Origin of the sequence: Verrucosispora sp. WMMA2121 (assembly GCF_027460185.1) — a bacterium.
GTDB classification, from domain to species: domain Bacteria; phylum Actinomycetota; class Actinomycetes; order Mycobacteriales; family Micromonosporaceae; genus Micromonospora; species Micromonospora palythoicola.
Genome location: NZ_JAPZBH010000006.1, coordinates 3432376 through 3449327, shown reverse-complemented (window position 1 = coordinate 3449327; position 16952 = coordinate 3432376). Strand labels below are relative to the sequence as shown.

Here is a 16952-nt window from a genome sequence, read left to right as displayed (position 1 = left end):
TCCGTGCCGCCATGAGGCACCAACACCCTGCATTGACGATTCGCTCGCTGACGCTCACTCATGCCGGCACCTGCTCCTTCTGCCGCTGTGGCGACGACTGGGGCGACGGTGGCGTCCCGGCCCGTCGACGACGGAACTTCGCCCGGAAGGCCGGTGCCTGGATGAGGCAGACGGCGATGACGACGACCGCTTTGAACAGCAGCGCGGTCTGCGGTGAGATGTTCATGGCGTACACCGTGGTGGTGAGGGTCTGGATGATCAGGGCGCCGAGGATCGTGCCGCCGAGGTAGAACCGGCCGCCGGCCAGCGAGGTGCCGCCGATGACGACGGCGAGGATCGCGTCCAGCTCCACCCACAGGCCGGTGTTGTTGCCGTCGGCACTGGAGACGTTGGCGGTCATCATGAACCCGGCGATCGCGGCGCAGGCGGCGCTCACCACGTAGACGAGGAAGACGACCCGACCGGACCGGATGCCCGCCAGCCGGCTGGCCTCCCGGTTGCCGCCCACCGACTCGACGATCATGCCGAGCGCGGTGCGCCGGGTGAACGCCGCGACCAGCAGGGCCGCGGCCAACGCGATGAAGATGGCCAGGGGCAGGGTCAACAGGTGTCCCAACCCGATCGCCCGGTACGGACCGGAGTTGATGGTGATGATCTGGCCCTCGGCGATCAGCTGTGCGAGGCCCCGGCCGGCCACCATCAGGATGAGCGTGGCGATGATCGGCTGGATGCCGATGACGGAGACCAGGATCCCGTTCCAGGCGCCGAGCACCAGCGCGACCCCGAGCGCCATCGCGAGCGCGGTCAGCACGGTGACGAGGTTGTCCTGATCCGGCGCCCGGCTGATGTAGAGGCAGGCGATGGCTCCGCTGATCGCACAGATCGAGCCGACCGACAGGTCGATACCGCCGGTGGAGATGACCAGGGTCATGCCCAGGGCGACCAGGATCAGCGGTGCGCTCAACCGCAGGATGTCGATCGGGGTGCCGTACAGGTGACCGTTGTTGAGCTCGACGGCCAGGAAACCCGGACGGTAGACGGTGTTGGCCGCCAACATGACCACGAGCACGGCGACCGGCCAGAACAGCCGGTGGCCGAGCAGGGTACGGAAGCGGTTCCCGGCGTCGCTCATCGGCTCGCCTCCTCACGCTCGGTGCCGCTGGCGATGGTCTGCATGACGCGGTCGGCGTCCACAGTGTCGTCGTTGTCGAGCTGGGCGACCAGTTGTCGGTCACGCATCACGACGATCCGGTGACTCAGGCGCAGTACCTCCTCCAGTTCGGCGGAGATGAACAGCACCGCCATGCCGCCGTCGGAGAGCTGTACCACCAGCTTCTGGATCTCGGCCTTCGCGCCGATGTCGATGCCCCGGGTCGGCTCGTCCAGGATGAGCAGTCGCGGTTCGGTGATCAGCCAGCGGGCCAGCAGGACCTTCTGCTGGTTGCCACCGGAGAGGTTGCGCACCGGCATCTCCGGGTTCGCCGGACGGATGCTCAACGCCTTGATGTACCGGTCGACCAGTTCGTCCTGACGGCGACGGGGGATCGGACGCAGCCAGCCCCGGGCGGCCTGCATGGCCAGGATCATGTTCTCCCGTACCGACAGGTCGGCGATGATGCCCTCCGCCCGGCGGTTCTCCGAACAGAAGCCGATGCCCTGTTCGATCGCCTGCACCGGGTTGCGCAGTCCCGTCCGGGCGCCGTCCACCTGCACCTCGCCACGATCGGCCCGGTCCGCGCCGAACAACAGCCGCGCCACCTCGGTACGACCGGAGCCGAGCAGTCCGGCCAGGCCGACCACCTCACCGGCGTGGATGGTCAGGCTGAACGGAGCGACCGCACCCCGGCGGCCGAGCTTCGACACCTGGACCAACGGGGCACCGCCCTCGGTCGCCGTCACCGTCTGCCGGGGGTGCTCCTCCATGAGTTCGAGGACGTCGAGTTCCTTGCCGATCATCTTCTCCACCAGCGCCAGCTGTGGCAGCTCGGCGATCGGGTACTCCCCCACCAGCGCACCGTTCCGCAGCACGGTGATCCGATCGGCGATGCCGTAGACCTGATCGAGGAAATGGGTCACGAAGAGGATGGCGATGCCCTCGTCCCGCAACTGCCGCATGATCCGGAACAGCTGCGCGACCTCACCGGCGTCCAGACTGGACGTCGGTTCGTCCAGGATCAGTACCCGGGCCTGCACGTCGATCGCCCGGGCGATCGCGACCATCTGCTGCACGGCCAGGGAGAAACTCGCCACCGGCGCGGTGACGTCGATGTCGAGGTCCAGCCGGGCCAACAGCTGGCGGGCCCGCCGCCGCACCTCGCCCCAGTGGACGGCACCGAAGCGGCGCGGCTCCCGGCCGATGAAGATGTTCTCCGCCACGGACAGGTTCGGGCAGAGGTTGACCTCCTGGTAGACCGTGCTGACCCCGGCGGCGGCGGCCTGCATCGGTCCGGTGAAGGCCACCTGCTCGCCGTCGAGGGTGACGATGCCCTCGTCGATGCCGTACACGCCGGTCAACACCTTGATCAAGGTGGACTTGCCAGCGCCGTTCTCGCCCATCAGGGCGTGCACCTCGCCGGGAAGGAGCCGGAAGTCGACGTTGTGGAGTGCGCGCACCCCGGGAAAGGACTTGCTGATCCCGGTCATTGTCAGGACCGGACGACTATCCGTCATCCCATCGATCCTCTTCTACTTTTCATCGATGCGGAAGGGCCAGTTGTACCGGCACGCCGCCCGGCCGGCCGGCGGGCCGGTCGGGCGGCGTGGCACGGGACGTCGGGCCGGCCGCCCAGTCCGTCGGGAATGGGCGACGCGGCGGGGCCGCCACGTCGGTGCGGCGGCCCCGTGCGTCATCAGTACTTGCGGTTGGGCAGGGCCTCCTTGGCCTGCTCCTGGGTGAAGGTGGTCTCCTCGGTCTCGATCCGCGGCGGCACCTCCTCACCGGCGTGCACCTTCTTGGCCAGGTCCATCAGCTGTGGGCCGAGCAGCGGGCTGCACTCCGCGATGAAGTTGAACTTGCCGTCGGCCAGGGCCTGCATGCCGTCCTTGACCGCGTCGATGGTGATGATGGTGATGTCCTTGCCCGGCTCCTTGCCCGCCGCGGTGATCGCCTCCAGCGCACCCAGACCCATGTCGTCGTTGTGCGCGAAGAGCACGTCGATCTTCGGGTGAGCCTTCAGGAACTGCTCCATGACCTGCTTGCCACCCGCGCGGGTGAAGTCGCCGGACTGGGAAGCGATGACCTTCAGCTTGGGGTCGGCCGCGATCGCCTCGGCGAAGCCCTTCTTCCGGTCGTTGGCCGGGGCGGAGCCGGTGGTGCCCTGCAACTCGACGATGTTCACGTCGCCGGTCGCGTCCTTCTTGTTCTCCACCAGCCACTCGCCGGAGAGCCGGCCCTCCTTGACGAAGTCCGAGCCGAGGAAGGTCTTGTAGAGCGACTTGTCGGCGGAGTCCACGGCGCGGTCGGTCAGGATGACCGGGATGCCGGCGTCCTTGGCCTCCTTGAGCACCGTGTCCCAGCCCGACTCCACCACCGGCGAGAAGGCGATCACGTCGACCTTCTGCTGGATGTAGTTACGGATGGCCTTGATCTGGTTTTCCTGCTTCTGCTGCGCGTCGTCGAACTTCAGTTCGATGCCGGCCTCGGCCGCCGCCTCCTTGATGGAGTTGGTGTTGGCCGTACGCCAGCCGCTCTCCGCGCCGACCTGGGAGAAGCCCAGGACGAGCTTGTCGTCGCCGCCGCCGTCGTTGCCGCCGCCGGTGTCGCTGTTGCCGCAGGCCGCCACGCCGCCGGCGAGCAGCACGGCGGCGACGACCGCGATGGCGCGCCGACGCGCCATGGGCATTCGCATGTTCCTCATCGGATCTCCTCGGGTGGGGGTGCGGTTGTCCACGCCGGCCGCGGAGGTGCACGAGCAGCCAGCGCTGGTGGTGCGGAATCTGTGTGTCAGGTGGTGCCAGGCGACCCGGATCACCGGGTCGGTCAGGAATTCGCCGGAGGCGATGAACGTTGGCCGTAGACGTTCTGGTAGCGGTCGTAGAGGGCGTCGATGTCGGCCTGCGCCATCGGCACCGGTTGCCCGAGCGCACGCGTCAGGTGCGCGGTTCGGGCGACGTCCTCACACATCACCGCGGCCTTGACCGCGGCCCGGGCGGTACGCCCGATGGTGAAGACGCCGTGGTTGCGCATGAGCACCGCGGGCGAGCGGTGCCCGGTGAGGGTGCTGACGATTCCCTTGCCGATGTCGTCGCCGCCGATCAGGGCGAACGGGCCCACCGGGATCTCCCCGCCGAACTCGTCAGCCTGCGCGGTGAGGTGGCACGGGATCGACTCGCCCCGCGCCGCCCAGGCGGTGGCGTACGTGCTGTGGGTGTGCACGACGCCGCCCACCTCGGGCATGGCGCGGTAGACATAGGCGTGCGCCGCGGTGTCGCTCGACGGCGACAGCTCCCCCTCGACCGGCATGCCGTCGAGGTCGCAGAGCACCATGTTGTCGGCGGACAGGTCGTCGTAGTCGACACCGCTCGGCTTGATCACCATGAGGTCGTGACCGGGGACCCGGGCGGAGACGTTGCCGGCCGTCCAGGCGACCAGGCCGTACCGCGTCAGTTCCCCGTGCAGCCGGGCCACGCTCTCGCGCAACTCGCTGATCTGTCGGCTCACTTCGACGTTCACGCGAACACCTCCTGCGGCGACGACGCCGACTCAACTGCCGCGTTGCGGATCGCCCGCAGCCGCAGCATCACGTCGTTGGCGCCGCGACCGAAGTGGTCGTGCAGCGCCCGGTACTCGGCGTAGAGCGCGTCGTAGGCGCGCACCCGGTCCGGATCCGGCCGGTAGACCGCCGCCGCGATCCGACCCATCGCCCGCGACGCCTCGTGGATCGAGGGATGGGCGCCGGCGGCCACGGCGGCGTGGATCGCCGAGCCGAGCGCGGGCCCCTGCGCCGAGCCGATGATCCCCAGTGGCCGATTCGTGACGTCGGCGTAGATCTGCATCAGCAGCTCGTTCGAGGTGAGGCCACCGGCGATCACCAGGTCGTCGACCGGCACACCGGCCTCGACGAACGCCTCGATGATCATCCTGGTGCCGTACGCCGTCGCCTCCAGCAGGGCCCGGTAGACGTCCTCCGGGCGGGTCGCCAGGGTCAGCCCGACGATCAGCCCGCTGAGGTCGTGGTTGACCAGCAGCGACCGGTTGCCGTTCCACCAGTCCAGCGCGACCAGACCGTGCGCGCCGACGGGCTGCGCGGCGGCCAGCTCGGTGAGTCGCTCGTGCGAGTCGACGCCGGCCGGGGCGGCGTGCTTGACGAACCAGCCGAAGATGTCGCCGACACCGCTCTGCCCGGCCTCGTAGCCCCACGCACCGGAGCTGATGCCACCGTCGACCACCCCGCACATCCCGGCCACCTCCGCGGGGTGGGTGCCGTTGACCACGTGGCAGGTCGACGTTCCCATGATCGCCACCAGCCGGCCCGGGTCGAGCGCCTGGGCGGCGGCCGCGGTCACGTGCGCGTCGACGTTGCCGACCGCGACGGCGATCCCCTCCGACAGCCCGGTCCAGGCCGCGGCGCGAGCGGTGAGCCCGCCGGCCCGCTCGGCGAGCGGCAGCAACGGGCCGTCCAGTTTGGCCACGAAGTCACCGAAACCGGGGTTGAGCGCGGTGAGGTAGTCCGCCGACGGGTAGCTGCCGTCCTGGCGGATGCCCTTGTAGCCGGCGGTGCAGACGTTGCGGGTCTCGACGCCGCACAACTGCCAGACGATCCAGTCCGCCGCCTCGATGAACCGCTCCGCCCGGTGGTAGACCTCCGGATCCTCCTCCAGGATCTGCAGGCCCTTGGCGAACTGCCACTCCGCCGAGATCTTGCCGCCGTAGCGACCGATCCAGGGCTCGCGACGCTCGTGGGCCAGGGCGTTGATCCGGTCGGCGTGCGGCTGGGCGGCGTGGTGCTTCCAGAGCTTCACCCAGGCGTGCGGTCGCTGCCGCAGCTCCGGCACCTCGCACAACGGCGTGCCGTCGGCCAGCGTCGGCAGCACGGTGCAGGCGGTGAAGTCGATGCCGATGCCCACCACGTCGACCGGGTCGACCCCGGCCGCGGCCACCGCCGCCGGCACCGCGTGGCGCAGCACCTCGCGGTAGTCCTCCGGATCCTGCAACGCCCAGTCCGGCGGCAGCGGCGTACCTCCGTCCGGCAGCGCGGAGCTGATCACCGCGTTGCGGTACTCGTGCACCGCGGTTCCCAGCTCGGCACCGTCGCGGACGCGGACCACCAGAGCCCGCCCCGACAGGGTGCCGTAGTCGACGCCGACGACGTACTTGTCGCCCGCTGCCACACCGCTCATCTTCACCTCCGGCCGATGACGGACCTCAGTGTTAACGCTCACATCCGATGTCGTCAAGACACCTCCCGGCAACAGCTCCGTAACGGACTGCATGGTCGCAGGCCCACCCCCCGGTCGGCTACCCCGCTGCCACCGCATCGACCGCGATTCCGGTGCCGACCGCCCGTGCGCTCGTCTCCGGGCTCCCCCGCGAACCCTTCGCCGGCCGGGCCCCGACGGTCGACGGCACCGCTTCGGTGAACACCGCCAGCGGATCGTCGAGCAACCGGGCGAAACCGAGCTCCGCCGCGCCGACCAGGGTGGCGTCGTCGCCGAGGGCCGCGGTACGCAGCCGTACCGTCTCCCGGGCCACCGGCAGCACGTGACGAGCGATGCGGGCGCGCACCTGCGCGGCGGCCCCCGGATACAGGTCGCACAGCATCCCGCCGAAGACCACCATGCCGGGATTGAACAGGTTGACAAGGTTCGCCACCCCGATGCCGAGCCAGTCGCCGATCCGGCGCAGCGCCTCCCGCGCCGCCGGATCGCCACGGTCGGCATCGTCGGCCACCGTCCGGACCGCGTCACGCCCGAACAACTCGGCGGGCCGACCGGCGGCGTCGAGCAGCGCCCGCTCCCCGACCTCCGCCTCCAGGCAACCCGACGAGCCACAACCGCAGGGCCGTCCGTCGTACGGATTGACCACCATGTGCCCCAACTCGCAGCCGTAGCCGCTGTCGCCACCCAGCAGCCGCCCACCGACGACGATGCCGCCACCGACGCCCACGTCGCCGTGCAGGTACACGAGATCGTCGAGGCCGACACCCGCACCCCGCTGCTGCTCCGCCTGGGCTCCGAGGTGGGCCTCGTTGCCCACCGCCACCGGCAGGCCGAGTTCGAGCCGGCGGCCGAGTTCGTCGCCGAACGCCTGGTCGACCCAGCCGAGGTCGGGCCCGTACCGCACCATCCCGTCGCCCGGCCGGATCATGCCGCAGTACGACGCGCCGACGCCGACGCAGCGGGCGTCGGGCGGTGCCGCCCGGTGCAGTTGCCGCCCGAAGCGGGCGAGGACCGCTACCACGTCGTGCAGGTCCGGCCCGGCGCGCGGACGCACCGCCTCCCGCCGGTCCAGGATCATCCCGCCGAGTCCGACCCGGGCGGCGACCAACCGGTCCACGGCGACGTCGAAGGCCAGGACGTAGCAGCGCTCGGCGGCCGGTCGCACCACCAGGGACGGGCGCCCGGCACGGCCGGTGTCCACCGGCGACCGTTCGTCGACGAGACCGGCCCGGCTCAGCTCGGTGGTCAACGCCATGATGGTGCTGCGGTTCAGGCCCATCCGTTCGCCCAGCTCGACCCGGGACAGCGGGCCACGCAGATGCACCTGCCGCAACAGCGTGCCGGCGTTGCGCCGGCGGATCTCCTCCTGGACCAATCCGACCTCCGCGAGGTCAGCTCCGGGCGACGCGGAGCTGACCCGACGAAGTGTTTCCGCGCGGTGAGTCGACGTCAAGCGTCGATACCGGCCCCGGCGCCGACGCCTCGCTCAGCGGCTGGCACCGGCGCGGCGCTTGTTGTAGACGTCGAAGGCCACGGCGACCAGCAGCACGAGGCCCTTGACCACCGACTGCAACGACTGGTCCACCCCCATGAGCTGCATCCCGTTGCTCATCACCGCCATGATGAGCCCGCCCACCATGGCGCCGACGACGGTACCGACGCCACCGGTGACCGCCGCACCGCCGATGAACGCCGCCGCGATCGCGTCGAGTTCGAACATGTTGCCCGCCGCGGGCTGCGCCCCGTTGGAACGGGAGGAGAAGATGATGCCGGCCACCGCGGACAGGAAGCCCATGTTCACGAAGATCCAGAAGTTCACGGTGCGCACCTTGACCCCGGACAGCATCGCCGCGGACAGATTGCCACCGATCGCGTAGACCTGCCGGCCGAAGACCGTACGCCGGGTGAGCAGCCCGTAGACGAGCACCAGGGCGGCCAGGATGATCAGCACGATCGGCAGGCCACGCGCGTGGGCCAGTTGCCAGGCGAACCACATGACCACGGCACCGACCAGCGCCATCCGCGCGACGAACAACGCGAAGGACTCGACGGGCTGCTGGTAGCGGACGCGGGCCGCCCGGGTGCGGAAGCAACTGACCACGTAGCCGGCCACCGCGATGCCACCGATGAGCAGGGTGAAGGCGTCGTAGCCGTCGCCACCGATGAGTCCGTTGAGGAATCCGGCCGCGATCCGGTTGTACTCGGCCGGGAACGGCGACAGCGAGATGTTGTCCAGCACCCGCAGGGTGAGGCCACGGAACAGCAGCATGCCGGCGAGGGTCACGATGAAGGCCGGGATGCCGACGTAGGCCACCCAGAAGCCGTGCCAGGCGCCGACCGCGATCCCGACCACCAGGGCGGCCAGCACACCGACCCACCACGGTTGTCCCTGCCGGATGACGACCACGGCGGAGACCGCGCCGGTCAGCGCCACCACCGAGCCGACCGAGAGGTCGATGTGCCCGCCGATGATCACGATGACCATGCCGATGGCGAGCACCAGGATGTAGGAGTACTGCAGCACGATGTTGGTGATGTTGCCCGGGCTCAGCGACAGACCGTCGGTCAGGAACGCGAACAGGGCGACGATGACGACGAGGGCGACGAAGATGCCGCTCTGCCGCAGGTTGTTCATGATCAGCGAACGTGGGTCGCTGGTGCCGACGTGCAGTGCGGCGGCGGAAGCGCTCTCGGCCGACTTCCGGTCGGTCGAGGTGGGCTTGGTGCTGGTCATCCGACGCTTTCCTTGTCCTTCGCCATGAGTTCCATGAGCTTTTCCTGGGTCGCCTCGGCGACCGGCACCTCGCCGGTGATGCGCCCGGCCGACAGCGTGTAGATGCGGTCACACATGCCGAGCAGCTCCGGCAGTTCCGACGAGATCATGATGACGGCCTTGCCGTCGGCCACCAACCGGTTGATGATCGTGTAGATCTCGAACTTCGCCCCGACGTCGATCCCCCGGGTCGGCTCGTCCAGGATCAGCACCTCCGGGTCGGTGAACAGCCACTTCGACAGCACGACCTTCTGCTGGTTGCCGCCGGAGAGCTTGCCCACGACCGACATCACGCTCGGCGCCTTGATGTTCATGTCGCGCCGGCTGGACTCGGCGACCTTGATCTCCTCGTTGTCGTTCACCCAGCCGAGCCGGGCGAGCCGGCGCAGCCCGGCGGCCGAGACGTTGCGCCGGATGTCCTCGATGAGGTTCAGGCCGAAGCGCTTGCGGTCTTCCGTCGCGTACGCGATGCCGTTGCGGATGGCCTCCGCGACGGTGCGCGCCCTGACCTCCCGACCGTGCACGAACAGTCGACCGGTGATGTCCCGACCGTACGAGCGCCCGAAGACACTCATCGCCAGTTCCGTCCGACCGGCGCCCATCAGGCCGGCGATGCCGACGACCTCGCCGGCGCGCACGTTGAGGTTCGCGCCGTCGACGACCAGCCGGTCCTGGGTCGGGTGGCGCACCGACCAGTCCTCGATGCGCAACACCTCCTCCCCCGGTGTGGAGACCCGGTCGGGGTAGAAGCTGTCGATGTCGCGGCCGACCATCCCCCGGATGATCCGTTCCTGGGTCACCTCGCCGGAGGTCATCTCGAGCCGCTCCACCGTCCGCCCGTCCCGCAGCACGGTGGTGGAGTCGGCGATCGAGGTGATCTCGTTGAGCTTGTGCGAGATCATGATGCAGGTGATGCCCTCGTCGCGCAGGCGGCGCATCAGGTCGAGCAGGTGGGCCGAGTCGATGTCGTTGAGGGCGGCGGTCGGCTCGTCGAGGATGAGCAGCCGCACCTTCTTGGAGATGGCCTTGGCGATCTCGACCAGCTGCTGCTTGCCGACGCCGAGTTGCACCACCGGCGTCATCGGATTCTCGGCCAGCCCCACCGAGGCGAGCAGTTTCGCCGCCTCGGCGTTGGTGCGGTTCCAGTCGATCAGCCCGCCGGGCCCGCGCTGCTCGTTGCCGAGGAAGATGTTCTCGGCGATCGACAGGTACGGCACCAGGGCGAGTTCCTGGTGGATGATGACGATGCCTCGGTGCTCGCTGTCCCGGATGCTCTTGAAGTGCACCGGTTCGCCGTCGAGGAGGATCTCGCCGTCGTAGCTGCCCGAGGGGTAGACCCCGGAGAGCACCTTCATCAGGGTGGACTTGCCGGCGCCGTTCTCGCCGCAGATGGCGTGGATCTCCCCACGGCGTACCGCGAGGGTGACGTCCTGGAGCGCCGCCACGCCCGGGAAGGTCTTGGTGATGCGACGCATCTCGAGGATGTTGTCGTCCGTGCCCACCATCCTGAGCCTCCAGATCGTCGTGGGTGTCAGGGGTGTCGCCGGGCTCGGCGGCGGTCGCCGCCACCGAGCCCGGCGGTGCCGTCAGCCGGCCTGGCCGGCGGCGACCTCCTCGGCGGTGAAGTAGCCCGAGTCGATCAGGACCGGCTTGATGTCGTCCTTGTACACCGTCTGGACCGGCAGCAGGTACGACGGGACGACCTTGACGCCGTTGTTGTACGTCTCGGTGTCGTTGGCCTCCGGCGCCTTGTCGGTCAGGAACGCCTCGGCGGCGATGACGGCCTGCTCGGCCAGCAGTCGGGTGTCCTTGAAGATGGTGGAGCTCTGCACCCCGTCGTCGATCAGCTTCACCGAGGCGATCTCGGCGTCCTGACCGGTCACCACCGGGAAGTCCGCCCCCTTGTAGCCGGCGTTCTGCAGGGCGGTGATGATGCCCCGGGACAGCCCGTCGTACGGCGACAGCACGCCGTCGACCTTGGTGCCGCTGTTGTAGCTGGAGGTCAGCAGGTCCTCCATCCGCTTCTGCGCGGCCTCCTGCTGCCACCGCAGGATCGCCACCTGCTCGATGCTGGTCTGCCCGGAGGTCACCTTCAGGGTGCCGTCGTCGATGAACGGCTTCAGCGTGTCCATCGCACCGTCGAAGAAGAAGTGGGCGTTGTTGTCGTCGAGCGACCCGGCGAACAACTCGATGTTGAACGGGCCCTTCGCCTCACCCTTCGCGCCGTCCTTGGTCTGCACGCCGAGGCCGACCAGCAGGGCGGTCGCCTGGGCGACGCCGACCTTGTAGTTGTCGAAGCTGACGTAGAAGTCGACGTTCGGGCTGTCCCGGATCAGCCGGTCGTAGGCGATGACCGGGATGTCCGCGTCGGCCGCCGCCTGCAACTGCCCGCTCAGCGCCGTGCCGTCGATCGCCGCGATGATGAGCACGTCGGCACCCCGAGTGATCATCTGGTCCACCTGCTGGGACTGGGTGGGGATGTCGTCACCTGCGTACTGGAGGTCGACCTGGTAGCCCTTGGCTTCGAGCTTCTCCTTGACGGAGTTGCCGTCCGCGATCCACCGCTCGGAGGTCTGGGTCGGCATCGAGACGCCGATGGTCAGGTCGCCGGGCTGGTCGCTGTCGTTTCCGCCGCTGCCGGCACCGTCGCCGCTACAGGCCGCCATGCTCAGCGCCAGGACGGCGCTACCGAGAGCGGCCAGGACTCGTCTGTTCACTGGCTTCCCCAATCTGGAACTCGCGCCGTCGCACCGGCTGCGCGGGTCGCACTTGGGGCCCAAGTGTTAGCGCTCACAATGCCTAGGTCAACACCTGGTTCGAAATCCCGCGGTCACGGTCTCGTAACGAACGCCGCGCTCATCCATCCGACCGAGTCGTCGCAGGTCAAGGCACTGATCACGAGGGGCGACCGGGAGGTCGCCCGGGCCGGGCGGCGGCGATCATCGACGTCAGAGAATACGGCAAGCCAGGCCCGACGGACACCCCCGCGTCCACACGCGACGATTCGACGATCGGCACACCTCGACGCAGCCTCGATGTGAACACTCGGTTTCGACGTCGTTACCAAGGTGGCCTTGACACGGGCCGGGCCGACATCGATGCTCTGCTAAATCAGTTTAGCGCCCGCTGTTTCGGAGTTCGACCGAGCCGCTCCGGCACGTAGCCGGACCAGACGGACGCGTCCAACGAGGAGGGCCGATGAGACTGCGCAGGACGCTCGTCTCCGTCACCGCGGTGCTGCTGCTCGCCACGTCCGGCACCGCCGCCTACGCCGCGACCAGGGACCACGGCGGCGGCAGCGGTGGCATCCGCAGCGTCACCCCCATCACCACGGTCTACACCTACGGCCAGAAGGTCTCCGCCGTAGCCGTCGAGTACGGCGCCACGGTCAACCCCCGCAAGCTCGACAACTCGACCTTCGCGGTCTCCGACACCAGCTACAACTTCCGCTTCAACCCCATCGAGGACCTGCCCAAACTGACCGCGCGGACCATCACCCACACCTACACCAACAGCACCGCCACCGTCCGCGCCGACCGTCGGTCCGTACCCGGCAGGTACGTCATCGTCGAGTTGGACCCCGACCAGAACGCCGGTTGGACGGTCATCGTCTCCAAGTGCCCGACCTTCCTGTGCACGGTGAAGGTCAACCCGGAGCTGCCGACCCGGGTGACCCAGCGCAAGGACGTGCACGCCCAACCGGGCAGGGGCAAGGGTGCCGGGCCGGTGCTGGCCAAGGGCTCACCGGGTACCTCGCACGGTGTCACGGAGGCACCGGTGAACCTGCTCGTCGACCAGTTCCGCTACGGCTCGTACCTCAGTGGCGGCATGGTGCTGCCGTACCACTACCACCTGCCGAAGAACTACCAGCCTGGCCGGAAGTACCCGCTCATGGTCGTGCTGCCCGGGCACGGCATGGGCTGGGACGGCGACAACACGGGCGTACAGATCGCCGCCGACATCCCGGCGACGGCCTGGCTCCAGCCCAGCGTCACCGGCAGCCGGGAGGACGCCATCGTGCTCGCTCCGCAGCACCAGCGGGTCGGCGACGTGGCCGAGGCGGAGTTGCTGGTCAAGCTGGTCGAGCAGTTCAGCAAGGAGCACGCGGTGGACACCGAGCGGGTGTACGCCACCACCGTCTCCTACGGCTCGCGGCTGCTGTGGGAGGCGTTCGCCACGCGTCCCGACCTGTTCACCGCCGGCCTGGTCACCGGTGGATTCCAGGTCAGCGCCGGCCAGGCGACGGCCATCGCCGCCGCCGAGATCCCGCTGTGGATCACCCACGGTGTCAACGACCACCTGCTGAACATCTCGCTGGCCCGCAACTCCCGGGCGGCGCTGCGGTCGGCGTACGAGGCGCGGGGTCTGTCGTCAGCGCAGATCGCCGAGTTGCTGCACTACACCGAGTACGGCAACGAGGCGTTCACGCTGCCCGACCACCACGCGGCCTACGGCCCGACCTACCACGACCAGAGCATCCTGCAGTGGCTGCTGGCCCAGCGGAAGTGAGCACGACCGGCTAGGCCCGGTGGGCCAGGAACGTCGGCGGTGTCGCGGCCAGGTCCCGGCGGCGACCCGCGGCACGTTCCTGGCCCACCGCTCCGGCTCGCCGGCCGCGACATCCCCTGTCACGGCCGGCGAGCCTTCGGGACGGGTTCGCTGGAGCTGTCGGCGGCGGCCCGGGAGATCCGCCTCGACTGTCAGCCGCCGATCGCGATGGCGAAGATGTGCATCGTCGGCACGTTCGCCGCCGGACGTGCGCTGATGTTCGGCAGCTCCACCCGGGCCACCGGCTTGTTCTGCAACGCCACCCCGACGTAGTAAACGCACGCGGCGGTGTTGTGCCGCTGGTTGCCGGGCCGGTTCTGGTACGCCATCACGACGGCGGCGGTGCCACCGGCGTGCGGACCGCCGTACCAGTCGGGGGTGCTGAGGGTGAACGTCTGCCGGGTGCCGTCGGCGTAGACCACCGCGGCCGTGCCCGACACGGCCCCGTAGGTGCCGGTGGCGAGGAAGCCGAGCGTCCGGCCGGTGCCGGTCAGACCGACCGACTGCCCGGAGGCGACGGCGTTGTCCGCACCGCCCGGCGCCACGTTCGGCCACCGGAAGGTGACCCCGTTGCGGCTGACCGTGCTGCCGGGCGTGACCCCGGCCTGGGCCAGTGCCTGCGCGGAGAGGGTGGCACCGTTGCCGTCGAAATTTCCGGCGCCGGTGTTGTTGTCGTTCGTGGTACTGACGTTGGTGAAGCTCTGCTCCAGCGGCGGCGCGGTCGGCGTGCCGCCCGACCCGGTGGCCCGGTAGGTGCGTCCGGCCGCCACGGTCACCTCGATCAGGTCGTTCTCGACCTTCGTGGTCCGGGCCGCGGTGCCGTCGGCGGCATCGACCACGGTGTGGTTGCCGGTGAACATCCGACCCCGCAGCCGGACGGTGCCGGCCCGATCCGGCCGGACCAGGATCTCGGTGGCCTGGCCGTTGCTCCAGGTGATGCCGACGGTGTGACCGCCCCGGCCACGCAGTCCGGTGACCCGTCCGCTGGGCCAGGCCGCCGGCAGCGCCGGCAGGATGTGCAGTTCACCGACGTGGCTGTGCAGCAGCATCTCCGCGATGCCGGCGGTGGCGCCGAAGTTGCCGTCGATCTGGAACGGCGGGTGCAGGTCGAACATGTTCGGCGCGAGCCGGGCCGGGGTGGCCAGGAAGCGGATCAGGTCATGGGCCCGGTTGCCCTCCTCCATCCGGGCCCAGAAGTTGATTTTCCAGGCGAGCGACCAGCCGGTGCCGTCGTCGCCCCGGATCTCCAGGGTGCGCCGGGCCGCCTCGAACAGCTGGGGGGTGCCTCGCCGGGTGATCTGGTTGCTGGGTGCCAGTCCGTAGAGGTGCGAGATGTGCCGGTGGTTCCGCTCGGTCTCGACCCAGTCGTAGAGCCACTCCATGATGTTGCCGCGCGACCCGATGCGGTTCGGCGCGAGCCGGTCCCGGGTCGCCCGGACCTGCGCCCGGAAGGTGGCGTCGGTGTTGAGGATCTCGCTGGCCCGGGCGCATCCGTCGAAGAGATCCCGCAGGATCTGGTTGTCCATCGTGGGCCCCGCGCACACGCTCGCGTCGGCGTGGTGACCGATCTCCGGCGAGTTCGACGGATTGGTCACCAGATAGCCGAGGCTCGGCTCGGTCACCAGGGTGTCGAGGAAGAACTGCGCCGCGCCCTTCATCGCCGGATAGTTCGCCCGGAGGAACTCGACGTCCCCGGTGAACAGGTAGTGGTCCCAGATCAAGGTGGCCAGCCAGGCGCCGCCGGTCTGCCACATGCCCCAGAACGCCCCGTCGACCACCGAGGTGGCCCGCCACGCGTCGGTGTTGTGGTGGGTGACCCAGCCGCCGGCACCGTACTGCACCTGGGCGGTGCGGGCCCCGGCCACCGCGAGATCCCGGACCATGTCGAAGACCGGCTCGTGGCACTCGGACAGGTTCGTGGTGTTGGCCGGCCAGTAGTTCATCGGCAGGTTGGCGTTGATGGTGTACTTCGAGTCCCAGGCCGGGGTCAGCGAGTCGTTCCAGATGCCCTGGAGATTTGCCGGCTGGGTGCCCGGCCGGGAGGACGAGATCAGCAGGTACCGCCCGAACTGGAACAGCAGTGCGGAGAACTGCGGATCGTTGACGCTGTTGTGCTGCGCGATCCGCACGTCGGTCGGTTGGTCCGCGGCGGAGGTACGGCCCAGGTCGAGGCTGACCCGCCCGAACAGCGCCTGGTAGTCGGCGACGTGCCGACCGCGCAGCTGGTCGTAGCTGCTGGCGCGCGCGGCGGTGAGGTGACGCCGCGCGATGCCCTGGTAGTCGCCGCCGACGTTGCGGTAGTTGACGTAGCTGGAGCCGATCGAGACCAGCAGGGTCACGCTCGTGGCGCCGGTGACCCGCAACGTGCCACCGGAACTGCTCACGGTGCCGCCGCTGACGGTGGCGTTGGCCAGCGCCAGGAAGCGCACCGCGCCGTTGACGCCCTCCTGGTTGCCGGAGACGCCGTCCAGGGCGATGGTGGTGCCGTCCGGGCTGGACACGGAGGTCCGCTGCGGGCTGTCGAACGTGGCGGTGAAGGTGATCGAGCCGGTCCGGTCGGCGGTCAGCCGCATCGCGATGACCTGGTCCGGTGCGCTGGCGAAGGTCTCCCGCTGGTACCGCACGCCGTTCATCACGTACGACACGCTCGTCGTCGCGGTGGTCAGGTCCAGGTGCCGGTTGTACTGCGAGGCCCCGCCGGAGGTCGGGAAGCTCAGCCGGAGGTTGCCGACGGTCTGGTACGCCAACTGCCCGACCGGGTTGCCCAACATGTTCTGGTTGATCAGGTTCTGCGCCTGGCTCCACTGGTTGGCGAACACCAGGCGCCGAATCTCGGCCAGCGCGCCCAGCCCACGGGGGTTGCTCGGGTCGTGCGGTCCGCCGGCCCAGACGGTGTCCTCGTTGAGCTGCAGCCGCTCCGCGTCGACGTTGCCGAAGACCATGGCACCGAGGCGGCCGTTGCCGATCGGCAGTGCCCGCAGCCAGTCGGTGCCGGCGGCCTCGTCGTACCAGAGCGCCAGGTCACCGGCGGCCAGCACCTGCGGCGGTGCCGCCGAATCCGCCCGGGCCACGGCGGTCCACGGCAGCGGTAGCAGGGCGCCACCGGCACCCGCCCCGCCGATCTTGAGAGCCTGCCGTCGAGTCAGGTCTGACATCGATCCTCCAACCGTGACCGATCCGGCCAGGCGAAGCCTCACTGATCGCCGGCAGGCCCAGAACGGCTCATACGTCTGATGTGTTTCGCGAATGTTAT

The 16952-nt window shown here is 69.4% G+C and carries 11 protein-coding genes; 1 reads left to right on the top strand and 10 read right to left on the bottom strand.

What is annotated here, in order from left to right; all coding sequences use genetic code 11:
* Nucleotides 1-58: 58 nt before the first annotated feature.
* The 9 genes from O7605_RS24445 to chvE form a co-directional block, all read right to left on the bottom strand.
* Nucleotides 59-1132, bottom strand: a complete 1074-nt coding sequence (locus O7605_RS24445) for an ABC transporter permease (RefSeq protein WP_269741321.1) — start codon at nucleotides 1130-1132, stop codon at nucleotides 59-61.
* Complete coding sequence (locus O7605_RS24440) at nucleotides 1129-2670, bottom strand: sugar ABC transporter ATP-binding protein (RefSeq protein WP_269741320.1); 1542 nt, start codon at nucleotides 2668-2670, stop codon at nucleotides 1129-1131. Before O7605_RS24440 ends, O7605_RS24445 begins: the two co-directional genes overlap by 4 nt.
* Nucleotides 2671-2849: 179 nt before the next feature.
* On the bottom strand, nucleotides 2850-3857 hold the full coding sequence (locus O7605_RS24435) for an ABC transporter substrate-binding protein (RefSeq protein ID WP_443083963.1): 1008 nt from the start codon (nucleotides 3855-3857) through the stop codon (nucleotides 2850-2852).
* 122 nt (nucleotides 3858-3979) lie between these two features.
* A complete protein-coding gene (locus tag O7605_RS24430; RefSeq protein WP_269741319.1) occupies nucleotides 3980-4672 on the bottom strand; it encodes an L-ribulose-5-phosphate 4-epimerase in 693 nt (230 codons plus the stop codon).
* Nucleotides 4669-6339, bottom strand: coding sequence for a ribulokinase (gene araB, locus O7605_RS24425; RefSeq protein WP_269741318.1), 1671 nt, complete (start codon nucleotides 6337-6339; stop codon nucleotides 4669-4671). The genes O7605_RS24430 and araB overlap by 4 nt, the downstream gene beginning before the upstream one ends.
* Before the next feature lie 118 nt (nucleotides 6340-6457).
* Nucleotides 6458-7753 carry an ROK family transcriptional regulator gene (locus O7605_RS24420; protein ID WP_269741317.1) on the bottom strand — a complete coding sequence of 432 codons (1296 nt, stop codon included), beginning with the start codon at nucleotides 7751-7753 and terminating at the stop codon, nucleotides 6458-6460.
* 111 nt (nucleotides 7754-7864) lie between these two features.
* The gene (mmsB, locus tag O7605_RS24415) at nucleotides 7865-9112 is read right to left on the bottom strand and encodes a multiple monosaccharide ABC transporter permease (RefSeq protein ID WP_269741316.1); all 1248 of its coding nucleotides are present in this window, start codon (nucleotides 9110-9112) and stop codon (nucleotides 7865-7867) included.
* Entirely contained in the window at nucleotides 9109-10656 is a 1548-nt protein-coding gene (gene mmsA, locus O7605_RS24410) for a multiple monosaccharide ABC transporter ATP-binding protein (RefSeq protein ID WP_269741315.1), read from the bottom strand. Before mmsA ends, mmsB begins: the two co-directional genes overlap by 4 nt.
* 81 nt (nucleotides 10657-10737) lie before the next feature.
* The gene (gene chvE / locus O7605_RS24405; protein WP_269741314.1) at nucleotides 10738-11868 is read right to left on the bottom strand and encodes a multiple monosaccharide ABC transporter substrate-binding protein; all 1131 of its coding nucleotides are present in this window, start codon (nucleotides 11866-11868) and stop codon (nucleotides 10738-10740) included.
* A gap of 481 nt (nucleotides 11869-12349) precedes the next feature.
* Here chvE and O7605_RS24400 point away from each other — a divergent pair, with 481 nt between their 5' ends.
* On the top strand, nucleotides 12350-13660 hold the full coding sequence (locus O7605_RS24400; RefSeq protein ID WP_269741313.1) for a hypothetical protein: 1311 nt from the start codon (nucleotides 12350-12352) through the stop codon (nucleotides 13658-13660).
* A 191-nt stretch (nucleotides 13661-13851) separates the two neighbouring features.
* Here the strand turns inward: O7605_RS24400 and O7605_RS24395 are convergent, their stop codons facing one another.
* Nucleotides 13852-16854, bottom strand: coding sequence for a glycoside hydrolase family 95 protein (locus O7605_RS24395; protein WP_269741312.1), 3003 nt, complete (start codon nucleotides 16852-16854; stop codon nucleotides 13852-13854).
* Between the last annotated feature and the right edge of the window lie 98 nt (nucleotides 16855-16952).